The organism is Streptomyces sp. NPDC001927 (assembly GCF_053594455.1).
Genome location: NZ_JBSFEN010000003.1, coordinates 114,099 through 132,653 on the forward strand (window position 1 = coordinate 114,099; position 18,555 = coordinate 132,653).

Sequence of the window (18,555 nt, forward strand, 5' to 3'; positions counted from 1 at the left end):
GCCTTTCCCTGGTGGTACGTCAGTGAGGCCCGCCCGTCCGCGAGAGCTCGGCGGACGGGCGGGATGCCGGTGTGACGGCTCTTACTTGATGGCCGCGATCAGCGGCTCGACCTGGTCGATGGCGTACGGGATCGACAGGACGGTGTTGAAGGAGAACGCGGCGCCGATGTCCGGGTCCTGGTAGGGCACGAACAGGTCGCGCTTCTCCGAATTGACCTTGAGCTTCTTGTAGAGCGGCTCGGCCTTGATGCGCTCGTTGGCCTCGGTGCTGGAGGTGACCCAGACCAGGCGGTCGACGTCGAGGACGTTCAGCTTCTCGGCGCTCAGCTCGGCGACGTTCCAGCCCGGCTTGGCCAGGGTGTCGATCTCGGGCTTCAGCTTGAAGCCGAGCTCGTTGAAGAAGATCGCCTTCGGGTCGGTCTTCGTGAAGGCCGAGTACTTGCCGGCCTCGAAGCTATCGGCGACGGCGATGGTCTTCGTCGCGAACTCGGGGTGCTTGTCACGGACGGCCTTGAAGCGGGCGTCGATGTCGGTGATCAGCTTCTCGGTCTCGGCGGTCTTGCCGAGGGACTTGCCGATCTGCCGCGTCATGACCTGCCAGGAGGCTCCGTAGTCGGGGAGGTCCTTGGGCTGGGCGACGACCTTGGTGAACTTGGAGAGCGTGTCGTACTGCTCCTTCTTCATGCCCGAGTACTGGGCGATCACCAGGTCGGGCTTGAGCGCCGCGATCTTCTCGATGTTGTACTCGTCGCGCTCGCCGACGATCTCCGGCTTCGTGGACCCCCACTTGTCCTTCGTCCACGGCCACTTGCCGTACGGCGTCTCCTTGAACCAGTCCACCGCCCCGACCGGCTTGATCCCGAGCGCCAGAACCGCGTCCTGGTCCGACAGGCCCAGGGTGACGACCTTCTTCGGCTCCGCGTCGATGGTCGTGCTGCCGTACTTGTGCTCCACGGTCACCGGGAAGGCGGTGGACGCGGAGGGCTTCGCCTCGCCCGAGGGCTTGGACTCCGCCTTCTCGCTGCCGCCCCCACAGGCGGAGAGCGCGAGCGCGGCGACGGTGGCGACGGCCACCCTGGGGACGTATCTGACGAAGCGCGTCAGAGAGGGGCGCGTACCTGTGGACACGGATGTTCCTTTCACGGGGATGACACAGTGCGTGCCTCGCCCACCGCGTACGACGACGCGAGGCGGCGGGTGGGGCGAGTGGGGGCTTAAGGAAGGGCCCTGGGGAGGAGGGGCCCCTCGGCCGACGGTGCGGGACGGGCCGGCGGGACCGGACGGACCAGCCGCGTCGGACGGACCGAGCGGGACCCGCTGACCGGGCGTCAGCGGCCGCGTGGCGTCAGCGGACCGAGCCGATGCCGTCGGCGACCTTCTGGGGCACGCCCGGCGCGGGCTCCGGCTTCCGGCCCAGGATCGAGTCGAGGATCTCGCCGACCCGGATCGCGGTGTTGGAGAGCAGCGACGACGTGATGCCGTGCGTGTGCTCCGTGCCGCCCTGCAGGTAGATGCCGCAGCGCAGTTCGGGGTCGGTCGCGATGCGGTAGTCCCGCTCGACCCGGACCCGGCCCTGCTCGTCGCGGTGGCAGCGCCCGGCGACGTCGCCGAGGAGGCCGAGCGGCTCGGCCTGGCTGTAGCCGGTGGCGAGGACGACCACATCGGCGTCGAGGACGTTCTCCTCGCCGGTGACGAGGGAGGTGACGGTGGCGCGGACGGTGTCCCCGGCCTCCTCGACGCCCGTCAGGCGCGAGATGTTGAGGAAGCGGAGCCGCTCGTTGCCGAGCACCTTCTCCTGGTACGCCTGCCGGTACAGGTCGTCGATGAGATCGATGTCCACGACCGAGTAGTTGGTGTTCCCGTGATAGTCCATCAGCCGGCGCTTGATGTCGTCGGGAGCGGTGTAGTACTCGTCGACGGCGGCCGGGTCGAAGATACGGTTCGCGAAGCTGCTGTCGTCCGCCGGGCTGTAGCCGTAGCGGGAGAAGACCGCGCAGATCTCGGCCTGCGGGAAGCGGCGGTGCAGGTACGCCACGTTCTCTGCGGCGCTCTGGCCGGCGCCGACCACGATGAAGCGCTTGGGGTCGGTGCCCTCGATCCCGTCCACCTTGGCGAGCAGGTCGGAGTTGTGCCAGACGCGGTCGGTCCGCTCGACACCTTCCGGCATCAGAGGGCGAAGTCCCGTGCCGATGACGAGGTTTCGGGCCCGGTGGACCACGGTCTCGGTGCCGGAGCGGGCGGTGACGTCGAGGTACTCGACCACGCCGTCGCGCACCACGGGCTCGACCGAGACGACCTCGTGGCCGTAGGAGACCATGTCGTCGACCTTCGCCGCGGCCCACTCGAAGTAGTCGTGGAACTCCACGCGGAGCGGGAAGAGGTTCTTGTGGTTGACGAAGTCGATCAGCCGGCCCTTGCTCTGCAGATAGCGCAGGAAGGTGTACTCGCTCGACGGGTTACGGAGCGTCACCAGGTCCTTGAGGAAGGAGACTTGCATGGTGGCGTCGTCGATCAGCATGCCGCGGTGCCAGCCGAAGCTCGCCTGGCGCTCGAAGAAGTGAGCAGTGACCGCCTCCTGCCTCCCGACGCGAGCGTTGTGCTCGCTCAGCGCGATCGCCATGGCCACATTGGACGGCCCGAAGCCGATACCTATGAGGTCGTGGACCAGAGGGGTGTCGCCAGGAAGAACCTGTGACATGTCACTCCCATCGTGCGGGACAGCCGCCAGTGAGGCGTGGGTGAAAAGACGGTCGCCGACCTCGCCGTTGACCCCGGCCAGCCGAACTTAGGTAAAGCTAACCTGACCTGACTTGAACTGTCGACTGGGCAAATCGGACAAGCGAGAGATGACGGCGGCGAACGGGCGTGAAATGAGGGGCCGTTGCATCCTTAGGTAAGGCTTGCTTTACTTGGCGCGGTCATTCGCTCTTCTGAGGAGGAACCCCATGCGGGTCGTCATGTTCGGTTACCAGACCTGGGGGCACCGCACCCTGCAAGCTCTCCTGGACTCCGAGCACGACGTGGTCATGGTCGTGACGCACCCCAAGAGCGAGCACGCGTACGAGAAGATCTGGAGCGACTCGGTCGCCGACCTGGCCGAGGAGCACGGCGTTCCGGTCGTCATCCGCAACAGGCCCGACGACGAGGAGCTGTTCCAGCGGCTCAAGGACGCCGACCCGGACATCATCGTGGCCAACAACTGGCGGACCTGGATCCCGCCGCGGATCTACACGCTGCCCCGCCACGGCACGCTGAACATCCACGACTCCCTCCTGCCCAAGTACGCCGGCTTCTCCCCCATCATCTGGGCGATGATCAACGGCGAGTCGGAAGTCGGCGTCACGGCGCACATGATGGACGAGGTGCTCGACGCCGGCGACATCGTCGACCAGCGCGCGGTGCCGATCGGGCCCACGGACACCGCCACCGACCTGTTCCACAAGACGGTCGACCTCATCGCCCCCGTCACGGTCGGCGCCCTGGACCTGATCGCCTCCGGGCAGACCGAGTTCACCAAGCAGGACCGCTCGCAGGCCAGCTTCTTCCACAAGCGGTCCGAGGAGGACATCCGGATCAATTGGGACTGGCCCGCCGACGTCCTGGAGCGGCTCGTCCGCGCCCAGTCCGCGCCCTACCCGGCCGCGTTCGCCTTCCACAAGGGCAAGCGCCTCGAGGTCCTCTCGGCCGTGGTCTCCGAGGGCCGTTACGGCGGCACGCCCGGCCGGATCTTCTACCGCGAGGGCGAGGGCGTCGTGATCGTCGCCGGCGCCGACGCGCGTACCGGCCGCAACCACGGCCTCGCGATCACCCGCGTACGGACCGAGGACGGCCGGGAGCTGCCCGCGACGGAGTACTTCACCTCCATGGGCGGCTACCTCACCAGCCGCCCCTGACCACCCGAACTCCGGCGCCCCCAGACGGTCCTGGGGGCGCCGGCTCCATACGGAATGACTGGGTTGGGTTCACCCAACTCGTACGGGGAACAGGTAGAGATCCATGGAACACCGGGTGACCTCCGGCACCGCCCACGACGCGAACGGCACCAGGTTCGCGGTCGTCGGCATATCGAACGTCCCGACGGACTGGGCGCAGGTCTTCAGCTCGCTCGCGCACACCGATCTGACGATCGATCCCGCTCCGGGCGGCTTCACCGCCCTGTTGGCCGCGCCGTCCCCCACGGGAGACGCGCGGCCCGACGTCCTCGCGCAACTCCCCGCCCCCGCAGGGCCCATGGGGCCGCGGTCCCTGAGCACGACACCGCCCAGCGTGCTGAACCTGCACGCCTATCTGCTGTACGCGCTCGGCAAGGCCGCGCGCCGCAGGCTCACCGAGAAGCTGTCCGCGCACGGGCTCCGCCTGTGGCACCTGACCGTGATGGCGATGGTCGCCGATCTCGGGCCGCAGATGAAGACGGTCCTCGCGGCACGGCTCGACATGAACGCCAGCGACCTGGTGAAGATCGTCAACGATCTGGTGCGGACGGGGCATGTCGACTGCGACCGGGATCCGGCGGACCGGCGCCGTGTCGTCGTACGGCTGACCCCCGAGGGCAGGTCCTTCCTGGCGGCGCTCAACGCGGAGATCGCGTCGACCGACGACGACATCCTGGCGCCGCTGAACGCGGAGGAGCGCGAGCTGCTCGGCTCGCTGCTCCGCCGCGTCCACCGGCACCTCGAACCCGCTCCCGGCGAACCCGGCCTCGCCCTCGGCCCGTTACCCTCCGCCGACGCGCACCTCGCCGACCGGCCCTGACGGACCGGACCGCCCGGGTGACTGTCCGGGGCACCGTCCGAGGTCGCTCACTCCCAGTCGTCCCAGGGCGGCTCCTCCTCCGGGTCGAAGGGCGGCGGCTCCTCGTCGAACGCCACCCCCGGCGCCGAAGGCCGCGGCGCCGCGGCCTTCGGTACCGCAGGTGTCTCCGGAGCTGCCGCCGCCGCCCCGGAACCGCCGCTCTCCGCCAGGGTCTCCAGGACGCCCTCCGCGTACTTGGCGAGCTTGGCCTCGCCCACGCCTCCGACGGTGCCCAACTCCTGGACCGTCGTGGGGAACAGCGTCGCGATCTCCCGCAGCGTCGCGTCGTGGAAGACGACGTACGCCGGAACGCCCTGCTCGCGCGCGGTCGCGGCCCGCCAGGCGCGGAGCGCCTCGAAGACCGGCACGGCCTCCGCCGGCAGGTCGACCGGCACGCGGGCGCCCTTGCCGGAACGCGAACCGGACTCCTTCTTGCGGGAGCCCGCGGCGGGAGCCTTCTCCTTCCGCATCAGGACCTCGCGGCGGCCTCCGAGCACCTCGCCGCTCGCCTCGGTCAGCACGAGCGTGCCGTAGTCGCCCTCCACGGCGAGGAGCCCCTGCGCGAGGAGCTGGCGGACGACCCCGCGCCACTCTGCGGTCGACAGATCGGCGCCGATACCGAAGACCGAGAGGCCGTCGTGGTCGAACTGGATGACCTTGGCCGTCTTCTTGCCCTGCAGGATGTCGATGATCTGGCCGGCGCCGAACTTCTGGCGCCGCTCCTTCGCTAGCCGCCAGACCGTGGACAGCAGCTTCTGCGCCGGGACCGTGCCGTCCCAGGACTCGGCGGGCGTCAGGCAGGTGTCGCAGTTGCCGCACGGCTCGCCGCTCTGCCCGAAGTACGCGAGCAGCCGCACCCGGCGGCAGTCGACCGTCTCGCAGAGCGCGAGCATCGCGTCCAGGTGCGTGGCCAGCGACCGACGGTGGGTCTCGTCGCCCTCGGAGCCCTCGATGAGCTTGCGCTGCTGGACCACGTCCTGCAGTCCGTACGCCAGCCAGGCCGTGGCAGGCTCCCCGTCACGGCCGGCCCGGCCGGTCTCCTGGTAGTAGCCCTCGACCGACTTCGGCAGGTCGAGGTGGGCCACGAACCGCACGTCGGGCTTGTCGATGCCCATGCCGAAGGCGATCGTCGCGACGATCACGACCCCGTCCTCGCGCAGGAAGCGGGCCTGGTTCGCCGCGCGCGTCCGGGCGTCCATGCCGGCGTGGTACGGCAGGGCGTCGACGCCCTGCTCCACCAGGAAGGCGGCGGTCTTCTCCACGGAGGAGCGCGACAGGCAGTAGACGACGCCGGCGTCCCCGTCGTGCTCGGTGCGGATCAGTTCGAGGACCTGCTTGAGCGGGTTGTTCTTGGGGACGATGCGGTACTGGATGTTCGGCCGGTCGAAGCTCGCGACGAAGTGCCGGGCGTCCTGGAGGCCGAGCCGGGCCGCGATCTCGGCGTGCGTGGCCTCGGTGGCCGTCGCGGTCAGCGCGATCCTCGGCACCTTCGGCCAGCGCTCGTGCAGCATGGACAGCGCGAGGTAGTCGGGCCGGAAGTCGTGACCCCACTGGGCGACACAGTGCGCCTCGTCGATCGCGAAGAGCGACACCGTGCCCCGGTCGAGCAGCCGCTGCGTCCCCTCCGTACGCAGCCGCTCGGGCGCCAGGTAGAGCAGGTCGAGCTCGCCGGAGACGAAGGCCTGCTCGACCGTCTGCCGCTCGTACGGATCCTGGGTCGAGTTCAGGAATCCGGCCCGCACCCCGAGGGCGGTGAGCGCGTCCACCTGGTCCTGCATCAGCGCGATGAGCGGCGAGATCACGACGCCCGTGCCCTGTCTGACGAGCGCCGGGATCTGGTAGCAGAGCGACTTGCCGCCGCCGGTGGGCATCAGGACGAGGGCGTCGCCGCCCCCGACGACCTGCTCGACGATCTCCTGCTGAGCGCCGCGGAAGGAGCTGTAGCCGAAGACGCGGTGCAGCACCTCCGATGCCTCGGAGGGGGTCGCGGGGGAAGCTTCCGGAAGGACCATTCCAGAAGCCTAACGGCGTCCGCCGACACTCCCGTCCCGGTCCGGTGAACCTGTGGACAACCACCCCACGGGCTCACCTGTGGACAACGCTCAGCCCGCGGTCCTGGCCATCCACGCCTCGACCTCGTCCGCCGTGCGCGGCAGGCCCGCCGACAGGTTCTCGTGCCCGTCCGCCGTCACGACCAGGTCGTCCTCGATCCGGACGCCGATGCCGCGCCATTCCTCGGGGACGGTGAGGTCGTCCGGCTGGAAGTACAGGCCGGGCTCGACGGTGAGCACCATGCCGGGCTCCAGGACCCCGTCGACGTACTCCGTGTTCCGGGCCTGCGCGCAGTCGTGGACGTCCAGGCCGAGCATGTGGCCGGTCCCGGCCATCGTGAAGCGGCGCTGCAGACCCAGTGCGTACGCCCGCTCGGCGGGCCCCTCGATGAAGCCCCACTCGACGAGCCGGGCCGCGAGGTGCCGCTGGGACGCCTCGTGGAAGTCGCGGTACGCGGCGCCCGGCTTCACGGCGGCGAAGCCCGCCTCCTGGGCCTCGTACACGGCGTCGTAGACCTTGCGCTGCACCGGAGAGAAGGTGCCGCTGATCGGGAGCGTGCGGGTGACGTCGGCGGTGTAGAGGGTGCGGGTCTCCACGCCGGCGTCGAACAGGAGCAGCTCCCCCGGGCGCACCGGGCCGTCGTTGTCCGTCCAGTGCATGATCGTGGCGTGGTCGCCGGCGGCGCAGATCGAGCCGTAGCCGACGGAGTTGCCCTCCAGGCGGGCGCGGCGGAAGAAGGTGCCCTCGATCCAGCGCTCGGACGAGGCGACCGCGCGGGACAGCTCGCCGATGGCGTCGGTGAAGCCGCGCACGGTGGAGTCCACGGCCTTGCGCATCTCGGCCAGCTCCCACGCGTCCTTGACGAGCCGGAGGTCGCTCAGCGCCTCCTCCAGCTCCTCGTCGCGCTCCGCGTCGGTGGTGACGGCGGCCTCCAGGGCCGGGTCGATGCCGCGGACGATCCGGGTCGGGACGGTGGAGGCGGCGGCGAGGTCGCGGGCCGCCGTACGGACGTCACGGCAGGCCAGGCCGAGGACGCGCTCCGACTCGGCGAGGGACCGGCGCCGCCCCATCCACAGCTCGGCCGTGGGGCCCGTCCAGAACTCGTCGTTGTCCCGGCCGTCCCGGGGCAGCTGGTAGCAGTACGCGTCGTGGCCGCCGTCCGCGCGCGGTTCGAGCACGAGCGCGCCGTCCCGCGCCTGGTCGCCGGTCATGTGGACGTAGCCGGTGTACGGGCGGAAGGGGTAGGTGTCGTCGTTCGAGCGGACCTTGAGGTTGCCCGAGGGGACGACCAGGCGCTCGCCGGGGAAGCGCGCGGAGAGCGCGGCGCGGCGGCGGGCCGCGTACGGGGCCTGCTCGTCGAGCTCCAGGTCGTGCCGCTCGGTGTCCGCCCACCCCGTGCGCATGAGCGCCGACAGTTCGGCGGAGAGTTCCGTGTACAGACCGTTCTTCCGACCCTTGGCCACGTCGTGTCCCTTCGTCCGTCGCGTCCGGCATCGCGTCCGGGCGGTGCCGTCGCCGACGGACAGTAGCCCTCGAAACGGGCATCGGGTGCCCAGGAGTGCCACTGGCACTGATCGGCCACGGCGCGCGTCGATAATGCGAGACATGACGAACGCGAAACTCGGCGAGGCCCTCCTCCTGCTCGGCGTCGGCGAGCCCGCCGTGCGGGTCTATCTGGCGCTCCTGGACCAGGCCCCGGCTCCGCTGGACGCGATCGGGACGGAGACCGGTCTTGGCGGCGCGGAGCTCGTGGCGGCCTACGGCGAGCTGGCCGACGCCGGTCTGGCCAGCGCCGCCGACGAGGGCGCGGACGTGGTGGCTCCGGTGCCGCCTGCCGCCGGTCTGGAGATCCTGGCCCGGCACCGGGCGGCCGAGCTGGAGGAGTCGCGGCTCGCGGTGGGCGGCGCGTTCGAGTCGTTCCGGCGCCGACGGCTCGCGGCGTACGACGCCCCGCTCGTCGAGGTCGTCACGGGGGAGGCGATCGGTTCCCGGATGCGGCAGGCGTGGGCGAGCGCCCGCGAGCAGATCCGGCAGCTCGAGTCCCCTCCGTACTTCCCGAACCCGGGCGCGACGGACGACGCGCTGGCGACGCTGGCGCGCGGGGTGACCCAGCGCGTCATCTACTCCCGCGAGTCCCTGGAGTACCCGGGCCGTCTGGCGGAGGCCATCGAACCGGTCGTGGAGGCCGGCGAGCAGGCCCGGGTGCTGCCGTCCGTGCCGGTCAAGCTGGTGATCATCGACGAGGCGTACGCGATGGTGTCCCTGTCGATCCGGGAGGCCGATGTGCACAATTCGATGCTGGTGGTGCAGCCGTGCGGGCTGCTCTCGGCGCTGGTGGCCCTGTTCGAGCAGTCCTGGCAGAACGCGCTGCCGTTCCACGGCCGCACCACCCGCCCCGGCGGCCTGCCGCCCGCCGACCGGCGTCTGCTGTGGCTCCTCGCGGGCGGCGCGAGCGACGAGGTCGTCGCCCGCGAGCTGGGGATCAGCCGCCGCACACTGTTCCGGCGCCTGCAGATCCTGATGGCACGCCTGGGAGCGGCGAACCGCTTCCAGCTGGCGCTCCAGGCCCAGCGCGCGGGCTGGCTCTGACCGACGCGGGGCCGTCGAGGGTGTCGGGCGCTACGCGTTCATGAACGCGCCGACCGGCAGGGCCCGTCCGACGACGCGTACGTCGCCGATCCAGCCCCGGAAGAGCTGGTCGAGGCCGCCGCCGTACTCGTATCCGCCGAGCAGCCAGGAGAGCCCGAGCGTCGTCAGGCCGTTGACGGAGGTGGCCGGATTGCGGGCGACCGGGCAGCCGTCGACGTACAGGGTGGTGTGCCGGCCGTCGTTGACGACGGCGGCGTGCCACCAGGTGTCGAGCGGGAGTTCATGGCTCCAGCTGGTGACGATCCGGTCCTGGTTCAGGGGCGCCACGGCCCACTGGAGGGCGTGGCCGTCGGAGAGCGAGAGGGTGGCGACGGGCTCCTCCGGGTCGCCCTGCTTCCCGGCGGCGGCCAGGGTGCCCTGGCGGCTGACGATCGCGGACCAGGCGTTGCGGGAGCTCGCCCAGTCGGCGGGGAGCTTGAAGAACGCCTCGACGGTGAAGCCGGCCCGGAAGGTCGCGGTGTCCAGCGGCGCGCCCTTCACCGTACGCAGGAAGGCGCCGCGCAGCGGCGGGCGGCCGCCTTCGAAGTGGAGGCTGCCGTGTCCGGGCTGGTCGGGGTGGTGCTCGGCGGACCAGCGCAGCGCGTCGGCGGGGCTGCCGGGGACGGGCGTACGGATCAGGTCGTTGCCGTGTCCCGAGAGGTCGGGGACGCGCAGCGTCGCGTCGGCCGGGGAGCCGTCCTCGCGGCCGGTGTCGAAGCGCCAGTACGCGAGCGTGCCGGGGACCAGCATCCGGGCGGCGGGGCGGGGGCGGCGCGGGGCGACGGGGGCGAAGCCGGCGAACCGGCGCTCGAAGTCGATCGGGACGGAGAAGGAGTTGGCCGGGTCGGTGAGTTCGAGCTCGTGCCGCTCCAGGGAGTTGAGGCGGCCCTCCGCCTCCTTGACCAGCAGCCATGGGGAGAAGGTGGAGACGTCGACGGTGTTCCTGGCGAGGTCGAAGCGGTAGAGGCGGATCATCGCGCTGCCGCCGAAGTAGCGGTCCTGGTAGTTGGTGAGGTGCAGGTGGACGTCGTTGCCCGCGGCGTTCTTCCGGACCGTGCGCCCGGCCGGCCAGTAGTGGCCGTTCAGGGTGAGGAAGATCTGGTCGTTGTCCTCGATCAGCTCGTCCCACAGGTGCTGTCCGTGCCCGGAGAGCTCCGCCGTGCCGTCCCCTGCGTCGGCGTGCACGAGGTCGTGGGTGGTGAGGACGACGGGCGTGTCCGGGTGCTGGGCGATGACGCCGCGCGCCCAGGCGAGGCCGGCCGCCGAGGGCCGCCAGTCGAGGGCGAGGACCAGCCACTGGCGCCCCGCCGCGCGGAACAGGTGGAAGGTGTTGTAGCCGTCCGGGGAGGCACCGCCGAAGGTGCGCAGCGGGCGCAGGCGCTGGGGGCCGAAGGCGTCGAGGTAGGCGCTGCGGCCGCGCTGGTCGTCGGTGCGCGCGTCGATGTCGTGGTTCCCGGCGAGGACGCTGTACCCGGCGCCGCGCCGGTCCATGAGCCGGAACACCTCACTGAGCGGGGCGAATTCCTCGGGGCGGCCGTTCTCGGTGAGGTCGCCCAGGTGGGACAGGAAGACGATGTTCTCGTCGCGGGCGTGGTCGAGGAGATGGCGGAGGGCGGCCTCGACGGGCTCCTTGTGGATGCTCGCGCCGTCGAAGAGGTACTGGGTGTCGGGCATGACGGCGAGCGTGAAGCGCGGGCTCTCCGCGTCGGGCCCGGGGCGCCCGCGCGTTCCAGCAACGTTGTCGGCCGTGGACGCGGCGCTGCTCGTGCCGCCCGCGAGGCCCACGGTCGCGGAGGCCGCTGCGGCGACCCCGGCCGCCCGAAGAACCGCCCGGCGGCCCGTGCCTGTGGAACTGGACATGCGTGCTCCCCACCCTTGTTCGACGTGACGCCCGCACGCTAGGGGGCACCTCATGCGCCCCGGGCCCCACATCGGCGACGCCGGGAAGAAGAGTGCGTGAACGGGCCGCCGGTCCCATGGACGCGGCGGCCCTCACGGCATGTCCGTGTTCCTGCCGGTGGATCAGCGGTTCTCGGGCAGGTCCTGCTCGGCCGGGAGCGCCGCCGGCGCCTGCGCGTCGAACGTCGCGCGGGCCGAGGACTTCCCCGCCGGGGCGGGCTTCTTGCCGCAGAACGCTGCCTCGAGCACGCCGCCGAGCGCGGTGTTGGCCTCGCCCCGGTTGGACGTGTTCGCCATCGCGGCGAGGCTGCGGTGGCCGTCGCGGGTCGCGAAGGCGTACGTGTAGAAGCCCTGCACGGTCCCGGTGTGGCCGAACACCTGCGTCCCGCAGGACAGGTCGTAGCGGCGCAGGCCGAGGCCGTAGTGGCGGGTGTTGGTGGCGTCCGTCGGGGTGACCGTCGTCATCGCGTCGAGCGTGCGCGGCGACAGCAGCCAGCCTCGCATCAGCGCGGTGGTGAAGGTGTTCAGGTCCGCCGGAGTGGAGATGACCGCACCGGCCGACTGGGCCCAGGACACGGTCTGTTCGGTGGAGTCGACGAGCGCGCCGCCGGCCTCGTCGGGGTGCAGGTAGCCGCGCACCTGGAGCCCGGCGATCTTGGTGTCGGGGTGGACGTACGAGGTGTTCCGGAGCCCCAGCCGCTTGAAGATGCGGCGCTCGTACTCCTGGCCCACCGGCTTGCCGGTGAGCTTCTCGATGAGCATGCCGACGACGACGAAGTTGGCGTTCGAGTACTTGTACGCCACGCCGGGCTCCGTGGTGCGCGGCTCGCTCAGGGAGAGGTCGACCAGCTCCTGGTAGCTGAAGACCCGGTTCCGTACGGCCTCGAAGCCGGGGACGGTCTGGTTGAACATGGCGTTGGTGTAGTCGGCCAACCCGCTGCGGTGGGTGAGCAGGTGACGCACCGTGATCCGGTCGTCGGGCAGCAGCCCGGGCAGGTAGCGGTTGACCGGCTGGTCGAGCTCGACCTTGCCCTCGTCCACCAGCTGGAGCAGCACGACGCTGGAGAAGGTCTTGCTGACGCTGCCGATCCGGAAGCGCGCCTGGGTGTCCATGGCGGCGCCCGAGACCCGGTCGCGGACGCCGAGGGCGCGCGTCTTGGTGCCACCGGGGCCGGTGTAGCGGGCCATGGCGCCCGGAGCGCCCTGGTCCATGGCGGCCTTCAGCGCTCCGGCGACGCCCTCCATGTCGGGGAGTCGGCTGGGGGCGGGGCGCGAGCCGATCTCGACCGGGACGATCGGGTCGGTGACGGTGGGGGCGGCGGCGGGTGCGGCGACCGCGCTGGTGGCGGGCGCGACACCGGCGGCGAGTGCGGCGACCAGGGTGGCGCTGACCGCAAGGCGTCTTTTCGGCGACAGGTGCACGTGGATTCCCTCGGTTCGTTCGACGCGGCACCCGGACGGCGGTGTGCCGCGGGGTTCCGGCCGAACCGGGCGCGGTGCGCGCGGTCTCCGGAACCCATGGATCATGAGTGCCAACGCCCGTAAACGGTTCCTGACACGGGCCACGGGTTCCGGAGCACGCCCTTCCGTGCTATCTGGCCATAGGGGCTCAGGCGCGGCAGCGCAGCATCACCAGCGGCGGGCTCTTGTAGAGGTCGGCCCAGAACTCCTCGCCGTACGCGCGGACTCCGTCGTCGGACACCTGAAGCGGAACCCACTCCACCGCGCTGAACCCGGCCGCGCGCAGGCTCTCCTCGTAGACCTCGCGGCGCGGGCACGAGGCGACGATACTGATCGGCTCCGGGTCGAGGAGCGCCGTGACCCGCACGCGCGGGCCGGTCTCCGTCTCCTCGCCGGTCGGCTCGCAGCGGAAGCCGTACGCGTCCAGGGAGGCGCAGTCGAAGGCGTAGTCGGGCCGCTGGGCGAGCACGAAGAACTCGCCACCCGGGACCAGGCTCCGGTGGATGCTGCGGCACATCCGCTCCATCGCCGCGATGTCCTCGGCGTAGTTGAGACACTGCACGGCGAGGGCGATGTCGAAGCGCCGGTCGGGCGCCCGCAGTTCGCTCACGTCACCGACCTCGTAGCGCACGCCCAGCGGGTCGCGCCGCTCGATGTCCTGCGCGGCGGCGATCATCTCGGTGGAGATGTCGACGCCGAAGACGTCCGAGGCGCCGCGGCGCTTGAACTCCCTGCTGTAGAAGCCGGTGCCGCAGGCCAGGTCGAGCACCGACCGGCCGCTCACGTCGCCGACCAGTCCCAGGAAGCTCGGCACCTCCCCGTAGCGGATCAGCGGCAGCGACTTGAATCCCTCGAACGCCTCACCGATCTTGTCGTACTGATGCACGGTCATGTGCTCCCCCTCTTCTTCATCCCCGCTTCATCCGGCCGTTGGCGGCCGTGGCGACGAGTCTCCTCCGCGCTCGGGCGGCGGCCGTACTGGCGGAAGGCACGAAAAGCGGGCCGGGCGACCTGCCCATCGCCCAAGGCGACCGGGCGGGGCGCGGGGGGCTCCGATGAGTTCCGGAGCCGTGACCGGTCCACCCTTCGGCACTGCCGGCCACGGCTGCCGCCTGCGGCGCGCCGTCGTCGTGCGCGACCGACGGCCCGGTGCGAGGCTGGCGACAAAGCACCCCAGAAGGGAAATCTCATGATCACCACCGACCCGGTCCCCGGCACCCCCTGCTGGCTCGACCTCGGGGCACCCGACGTACCGGCCGCGGCGGCCTTCTACGGCACCGTGCTCGGCTGGGAGTACGAGGCCATGGAGGGCGGTGAGGGCGGCGAGGACATGGAAGGCGGGATGTTCCGCAAGGACGGCAAGATCGTCGCGGGGCTCGGCAAGCTCACCGAGGCGGGGGCGCGCTCGGCCTGGATGATCTACTACAGCGTCGAGGACGCGGACGCCACGACCCGGGCGGTCGAGCAGGCGGGCGGCACGGTCCGGGTCGCCCCGATGGACCTCGGGGAGTGGGGCCGGATGGCGCAGTACAGCGACCCGTTGGGCGGCCAGTTCGCCGTCTGGCAGCCCGGTTCGGACAGTGGCGTGGAGCTCGTGGACGCGCCCGGCTCGCTCTCCTGGACGGAGCTGTACACGAGCGACGCGGCGGCCGCGAAGCGGTTCTACGGCGATGTCCTCGGCTGGTGGTACAGCGACATGGAGCTGCCGGGCGGCGGCGGTACGTACTCCCTTGTCACCCCGGCCGGACTCTCGGAGGACCGGATGCAGGGCGGCATCATGGGCATGCGCGCGGAGGACCTGACGCTGACGAACGGCCGGCCGTACTGGCACCCGGTCTTCGACGTCGAGGACTGCGACGCGGCGGTCGCCCGGGTGACGGCGAACGGCGGCACTGTCCAGATGGGCCCGGACGACGCGGAGGGGGTCGGGCGGCTCGCGGTGTGCGTGGACCCGTCGAACGCGGACTTCGTGCTGCTGACTCCGGAAAAGCCCTGACCACGGGCGCTCCCTGTGATCAACTGATCGACGCGAAGGCGGCGACGCGACACCCACGACCCCAGAGGCCCGACGATCGATGGCGAACCAGCGTGTGTACCTCGTGACCGGCGGCGGAACGGGCATCGGGGCGGCGACGGCCCGGCTGCTGGGCGCGGCCGGTCACCACGTGGTGGTCTCGGGGCGCCGCCCCGAGCCCCTGCACCTCGTCGCGGAGGAGACCGGCGCGCTGGCCGTCCCGTCCGACATCGGCGACCCCGACGCGGTACGCGCGCTGGTCGACGCGGCGGTCGCCGCCCACGGCCGCCTCGACGGGGTGGTCCTCAACGCCGGGATCGGGCGGGGCGGGGGCGTCGGCGAGGTGAGCCTCGACGACTGGGACGCGGTGCTGCGGACGAACCTCACCGGCCCGTTTCACCTACTGCGCGCCGCGCTCCCGCATCTGCTGGAGGCGCGGGGCGCGGTGGTCGCCGTGGCCTCGGTCTCCGCCCTGCGCAACGGCGTCGGGAACGCGGCGTACGCGACGTCCAAGGCGGCGCTCCTCCAGCTCTGCCGCTCGCTGGCGGTCGACTACGGCAAGGCCGGCCTGCGCGCCAACACGGTGTGCCCGAGCTGGGTACGCACGGACATGGCGGACCGCCGCATGTCCCGCTTCGCGGACGAGGAGGGCCTCGACGACATCGACGCGGCCTACCGCGAGGTGACCCGCGTCCTCCCCACCGGCCGCCCGGGCGACCCCCGCGAGGTCGCGGAAGCCGTCGCGTGGCTCCTCTCCCCGGCCGCGTCCTTCGTCAACGGAGCGGTCCTCACGGTCGACGGCGGCGCCACAGCCCTCGACCCGGGCACCCTGGCCTTCGACTTCCACCTGACGCCTCGGACTCCGGACGCCTGAGGCGGCGGTTTCGTGCCCCCGTCCCGTGCTCGGGACGGGGGCACGTGCGCTCGGGCGTCAGTCGACGCGGCGGAGGGCGGCCGGGGTCAGGTCGGCGAGGGTGGGGTAGCCGTCCACGGCCATCAGGAGGTCGGCTTCCGCGAGGAGGGAGCGGAGGACGTGGGTCAGGCCGTCGACGCCGCCGAGGGCGAGGCCGTAGGCGTACGGGCGGCCCACAGCGACCGCGGTGGCGCCGAGGGCGAGGGCCTTGATGATGTCCGTACCGCTGCGAACGCCCGAGTCGAAGATCACCGGAAGGCCGTCGGCGGCCTCGACGACCTCGGGCAGGGCGTCGAGCGCGGCGAGGCCGCCGTTGGCCTGGCGGCCGCCGTGGTTGGAGCAGTAGACGCCGTCCACTCCCCCGTCCTTGGCGCGGCGTACGTCCTCGGGGTGGCAGAGGCCCTTCACGATCAGCGGGAGCGAGGTCAGGGAGCGCAGCCAGGGGAGGTCGTCCCAGGTCAGCGGGTTGCCGAAGACGCCCGCCCAGTGCAGCACCGCCCCGCCCGCGTTCTCCTCCGGCGGCTGGGCGAGCGCCGCGCGGAAGACCGGGTCGCTGGTGTAGTTCGCCAGGCAGTGGCCCCTCAGCTGGGGGAAGTTGCTCGTCGCCAGGTCCCTCGGGCGCCAACCGGTCACCCACGTGTCGAGCGTGACCACGATGCCCCGGAACCCGGCCTTCTCCGCGCGCTCCACCAGGCTCGCGGCCAGATCCCGGTCCGTGGGCGTGTAGAGCTGGAAGAACCCCGGAGTCGAGCCGAACTCGGCGGCGACCTCCTCCAGGGGGTCCACCGAGAGCGTCGAGGCGATCATCGGCACCCCGGTGGCGGCCGCGGCACGCGCGGCGGCGAGGTCGCCGTGCCCGTCCTGCGCGCACAGGCCCAGCACCCCGATCGGCGCCATCATCAGCGGTGAGGGCAGCGACAGGCCGAACATCGACACCGACATGTCCCGTTCCTTGGCGCCCACGAACATCCGGGGAATCACCCCGTGACGGGCGAAGGCGGCGACGTTCGCCCGCTGGGTGTGCTCGTCACCGGCCCCGCCCGCCACGTACGACCACACCGACGGGGACATCGCCGCGCGCGCCTTCTCCTCCCAGCCCTCGTACGACATCGGGAACCGCGGCAGGACCCCGCCAAGCCCATTGAAGTAGATCTCGTTCTGGTACTCGCCGAACGCGCCCACTGTGCTCCCCACTCCCTCGACAACGTGTGGGGGTGATTCAAGCCGTCAGGTCCGCCAGCAGTCCACGGACGCGCGCCTCGATCTCGTCCCGGATCGGCCGGACCGCCTCCACTCCCTGACCGGCCGGGTCGTCGAGGGTCCAGTCGAGGTACCGCTTGCCCGGGAAAACGGGACAGGCGTCCCCGCAGCCCATCGTGATCACGACGTCCGACGCCTGGACGGCTTCCACGGTGAGGACCTTCGGGGTCTGGGAGGCGAGGTCGATTCCGGCCTCGGCCATCGCCTCGACCACCGCCGGGTTCACGGCGTCGGCCGGCGCCGAGCCCGCCGATCGGACCTCGACCCGGCCTTCCCCGAGGTGCGTGAGGAAGGCGGCGGCCATCTGCGAACGGCCGGCGTTGTGGACACAGACGAACAGCACGGACGGGCGCGACGGGGACGGGGACGGGGACATGGAGAGACTCCCGGGAGTTCAGCGGGTGGCGGGGACGGCAGGAAGCGGGGCGGTCTCGCGCTCGCCGAAGACCAGGGCGACCAGGCCCAGGCCGACGGCGGCGCCTACGAGTTGCGCGATGACGAACGCGGGGACGGAGGCCGGGGCTATCCCGGCGAAGGAGTCGGTGAAGGCCCGGCCGATCGTCACCGCCGGGTTCGCGAACGACGTGGAGGAGGTGAACCAGTACGCCGCCCCGATGAAGCCCGCCACCGCGACCGGCGCGACGCTCTCCCGGCCTGTGCGGGGCAGGCCGAAGACCACCAGGAGCAGCCCTGCCGTCGCCACCACCTCGCCCAGCCAGAGGTGGGGCGAGGAACGGTCATGACCGGAAAAGGCCACCCACCGCCCGCCGAACATCGCGTTCGCCAGGACCGCTCCGGTGATCGCGCCCACGACCTGGGCGGACACGTACGCCCCCACCTCCCGCGCCGACGGACCGGCGCCCGTACGGCGACCGGCGGCCCACGCCGCGAGCGTGACCACCGGGTTGAAGTGGGCGCCCGAGACCGGCCCGAACAGGACGATCAACACCCCGAGCCCGAACACCGTGGCCAGGGAGTTGGCCAGCAGTTGGATGCCGACGTCGTCCGACAGCTCGACGGCCTGGATGCCGGAGCCGACCACGACCGCCACCAGCGCCGCCGTGCCGACGGCTTCGGCAGCCACCCGGCGGCCCAGCGGAACAAGGCTCTCCCTCACGCCGTCGCTCCGGCGGGCAGCGGGGCCTTCAGGACCGTCGCGAGCCGTTCAAGGGTCGCGGGCAGAACCCAGTAGTAGACCCAGGTCCCGCGCCGCTCGCAGTCGACCAGGCCGGCCTGGCGCAGCAGCTTGAGGTGGTGGGAGATCGTCGGCTGGGACAGCTCGAAGGCCGGTGTCAGCTCACAGACACACACCTCGCCCCCGTCCCGCGAGGCGATCATCGACAGCAGCCGCAGCCGGACCGGATCCCCCAGGGCCTTGAAGACCCTCGCGAGGTCCTGCGCCTCCGCCTCGTCCAGCGGCGCGGACGCCAGGCCCGCACAACAGGCATCACCGGAGTCCTGCCCGAGGACCACGAGCTCTTGTTTCGACATGCGTCTATGTTGACGTTCTTCGATCCAGAGCGCAAGCTTGCATCGA

Annotated in this window: 16 protein-coding genes; 5 read left to right on the forward strand and 11 right to left on the reverse strand. The window is 71.4% G+C overall.

Annotated features, from left to right (window positions below):
- Positions 1–81: 81 nt before the first annotated feature.
- Positions 82–1,128: an iron-siderophore ABC transporter substrate-binding protein gene (locus ACWCO8_RS08115; RefSeq protein ID WP_451031523.1), complete on the reverse strand. Its 1,047-nt coding sequence runs from the start codon at positions 1,126–1,128 to the stop codon at positions 82–84.
- 217 nt (positions 1,129–1,345) lie between these two features.
- Positions 1,346–2,698, reverse strand: a complete 1,353-nt coding sequence (locus ACWCO8_RS08120) for a lysine N(6)-hydroxylase/L-ornithine N(5)-oxygenase family protein (protein WP_451031524.1) — start codon at positions 2,696–2,698, stop codon at positions 1,346–1,348.
- A 247-nt stretch (positions 2,699–2,945) separates the two neighbouring features.
- Here ACWCO8_RS08120 and ACWCO8_RS08125 point away from each other — a divergent pair, with 247 nt between their 5' ends.
- Entirely contained in the window at positions 2,946–3,893 is a 948-nt protein-coding gene (locus ACWCO8_RS08125) for a methionyl-tRNA formyltransferase (protein ID WP_362008419.1), read from the forward strand.
- A gap of 103 nt (positions 3,894–3,996) precedes the next feature.
- On the forward strand, positions 3,997–4,752 hold the full coding sequence (locus ACWCO8_RS08130; protein ID WP_362008422.1) for a MarR family winged helix-turn-helix transcriptional regulator: 756 nt from the start codon (positions 3,997–3,999) through the stop codon (positions 4,750–4,752).
- Between the two features lie 47 nt (positions 4,753–4,799).
- On the opposite strand, the gene recQ is transcribed toward ACWCO8_RS08130, so the two are convergent.
- Both recQ and ACWCO8_RS08140 read right to left on the reverse strand, forming a co-directional pair.
- Positions 4,800–6,803 (reverse strand): DNA helicase RecQ, encoded by a 2,004-nt coding sequence (gene recQ / locus ACWCO8_RS08135; RefSeq protein WP_451031525.1) that lies wholly within the window; start codon positions 6,801–6,803, stop codon positions 4,800–4,802.
- A 90-nt stretch (positions 6,804–6,893) separates the two neighbouring features.
- Complete coding sequence (locus ACWCO8_RS08140; RefSeq protein ID WP_451031526.1) at positions 6,894–8,306, reverse strand: aminopeptidase P family protein; 1,413 nt, start codon at positions 8,304–8,306, stop codon at positions 6,894–6,896.
- 142 nt (positions 8,307–8,448) lie between these two features.
- Between ACWCO8_RS08140 and ACWCO8_RS08145 the strand changes: the two genes are divergently transcribed.
- Positions 8,449–9,432 carry a LuxR family transcriptional regulator gene (locus tag ACWCO8_RS08145; RefSeq protein WP_451031527.1) on the forward strand — a complete coding sequence of 328 codons (984 nt, stop codon included), beginning with the start codon at positions 8,449–8,451 and terminating at the stop codon, positions 9,430–9,432.
- A 30-nt stretch (positions 9,433–9,462) separates the two neighbouring features.
- Here ACWCO8_RS08145 and ACWCO8_RS08150 read toward each other — a convergent pair whose 3' ends face one another.
- From ACWCO8_RS08150 to ACWCO8_RS08160, 3 genes are all read right to left on the reverse strand, one after another.
- The gene (locus tag ACWCO8_RS08150; RefSeq protein WP_451031528.1) at positions 9,463–11,331 is read right to left on the reverse strand and encodes a LamG-like jellyroll fold domain-containing protein; all 1,869 of its coding nucleotides are present in this window, start codon (positions 11,329–11,331) and stop codon (positions 9,463–9,465) included.
- Between the two features lie 162 nt (positions 11,332–11,493).
- The gene (locus ACWCO8_RS08155; RefSeq protein ID WP_451031529.1) at positions 11,494–12,792 is read right to left on the reverse strand and encodes a serine hydrolase domain-containing protein; all 1,299 of its coding nucleotides are present in this window, start codon (positions 12,790–12,792) and stop codon (positions 11,494–11,496) included.
- A gap of 187 nt (positions 12,793–12,979) precedes the next feature.
- On the reverse strand, positions 12,980–13,723 hold the full coding sequence (locus ACWCO8_RS08160) for a class I SAM-dependent methyltransferase (RefSeq protein ID WP_451031530.1): 744 nt from the start codon (positions 13,721–13,723) through the stop codon (positions 12,980–12,982).
- 297 nt (positions 13,724–14,020) lie between these two features.
- On the opposite strand from ACWCO8_RS08160, the gene ACWCO8_RS08165 reads away from it, so the two are divergent.
- Positions 14,021–14,827 (forward strand): VOC family protein, encoded by an 807-nt coding sequence (locus ACWCO8_RS08165; protein ID WP_362008441.1) that lies wholly within the window; start codon positions 14,021–14,023, stop codon positions 14,825–14,827.
- 79 nt (positions 14,828–14,906) lie between these two features.
- The gene (locus ACWCO8_RS08170) at positions 14,907–15,719 is read left to right on the forward strand and encodes an SDR family NAD(P)-dependent oxidoreductase (protein ID WP_451031531.1); all 813 of its coding nucleotides are present in this window, start codon (positions 14,907–14,909) and stop codon (positions 15,717–15,719) included.
- 57 nt (positions 15,720–15,776) lie between these two features.
- On the opposite strand, the gene ACWCO8_RS08175 is transcribed toward ACWCO8_RS08170, so the two are convergent.
- From ACWCO8_RS08175 to ACWCO8_RS08190, 4 genes are read right to left on the reverse strand one after another with little or no spacing between them, the layout of a single operon-like run.
- Positions 15,777–16,952 (reverse strand): alpha-hydroxy-acid oxidizing protein, encoded by a 1,176-nt coding sequence (locus tag ACWCO8_RS08175; RefSeq protein WP_451031532.1) that lies wholly within the window; start codon positions 16,950–16,952, stop codon positions 15,777–15,779.
- Between the two features lie 25 nt (positions 16,953–16,977).
- Positions 16,978–17,394 carry an arsenate reductase ArsC gene (locus ACWCO8_RS08180; protein ID WP_451031533.1) on the reverse strand — a complete coding sequence of 139 codons (417 nt, stop codon included), beginning with the start codon at positions 17,392–17,394 and terminating at the stop codon, positions 16,978–16,980.
- Between the two features lie 18 nt (positions 17,395–17,412).
- On the reverse strand, positions 17,413–18,135 hold the full coding sequence (locus ACWCO8_RS08185) for an MIP/aquaporin family protein (protein WP_451031534.1): 723 nt from the start codon (positions 18,133–18,135) through the stop codon (positions 17,413–17,415).
- On the reverse strand, positions 18,132–18,509 hold the full coding sequence (locus tag ACWCO8_RS08190; RefSeq protein ID WP_451031535.1) for an ArsR/SmtB family transcription factor: 378 nt from the start codon (positions 18,507–18,509) through the stop codon (positions 18,132–18,134). Before ACWCO8_RS08190 ends, ACWCO8_RS08185 begins: the two co-directional genes overlap by 4 nt.
- Positions 18,510–18,555 lie beyond the last annotated feature (46 nt).

What these genes read in the sequence shown, in the direction of transcription:
- ACWCO8_RS08120 (WP_451031524.1), bottom strand. Translation starts at nt 2,698, where the DNA reads ATGTCACAGGTTCTTCCTGGCGACACCCCTCTGGTCCACGACCTCATA.
- ACWCO8_RS08170 (WP_451031531.1), top strand. Translation starts at nt 14,907, where the DNA reads ATGGCGAACCAGCGTGTGTACCTCGTGACCGGCGGCGGAACGGGCATC.
- ACWCO8_RS08180 (WP_451031533.1), bottom strand. Translation starts at nt 17,394, where the DNA reads ATGTCCCCGTCCCCGTCCCCGTCGCGCCCGTCCGTGCTGTTCGTCTGT.
- ACWCO8_RS08190 (WP_451031535.1), bottom strand. Translation starts at nt 18,509, where the DNA reads ATGTCGAAACAAGAGCTCGTGGTCCTCGGGCAGGACTCCGGTGATGCC.
- ACWCO8_RS08160 (WP_451031530.1), bottom strand. Translation starts at nt 13,723, where the DNA reads ATGACCGTGCATCAGTACGACAAGATCGGTGAGGCGTTCGAGGGATTC.
- ACWCO8_RS08165 (WP_362008441.1), top strand. Translation starts at nt 14,021, where the DNA reads ATGATCACCACCGACCCGGTCCCCGGCACCCCCTGCTGGCTCGACCTC.
- ACWCO8_RS08145 (WP_451031527.1), top strand. Translation starts at nt 8,449, where the DNA reads ATGACGAACGCGAAACTCGGCGAGGCCCTCCTCCTGCTCGGCGTCGGC.
- ACWCO8_RS08130 (WP_362008422.1), top strand. Translation starts at nt 3,997, where the DNA reads ATGGAACACCGGGTGACCTCCGGCACCGCCCACGACGCGAACGGCACC.
- ACWCO8_RS08125 (WP_362008419.1), top strand. Translation starts at nt 2,946, where the DNA reads ATGCGGGTCGTCATGTTCGGTTACCAGACCTGGGGGCACCGCACCCTG.
- recQ (WP_451031525.1), bottom strand. Translation starts at nt 6,803, where the DNA reads ATGGTCCTTCCGGAAGCTTCCCCCGCGACCCCCTCCGAGGCATCGGAG.
- ACWCO8_RS08150 (WP_451031528.1), bottom strand. Translation starts at nt 11,331, where the DNA reads ATGTCCAGTTCCACAGGCACGGGCCGCCGGGCGGTTCTTCGGGCGGCC.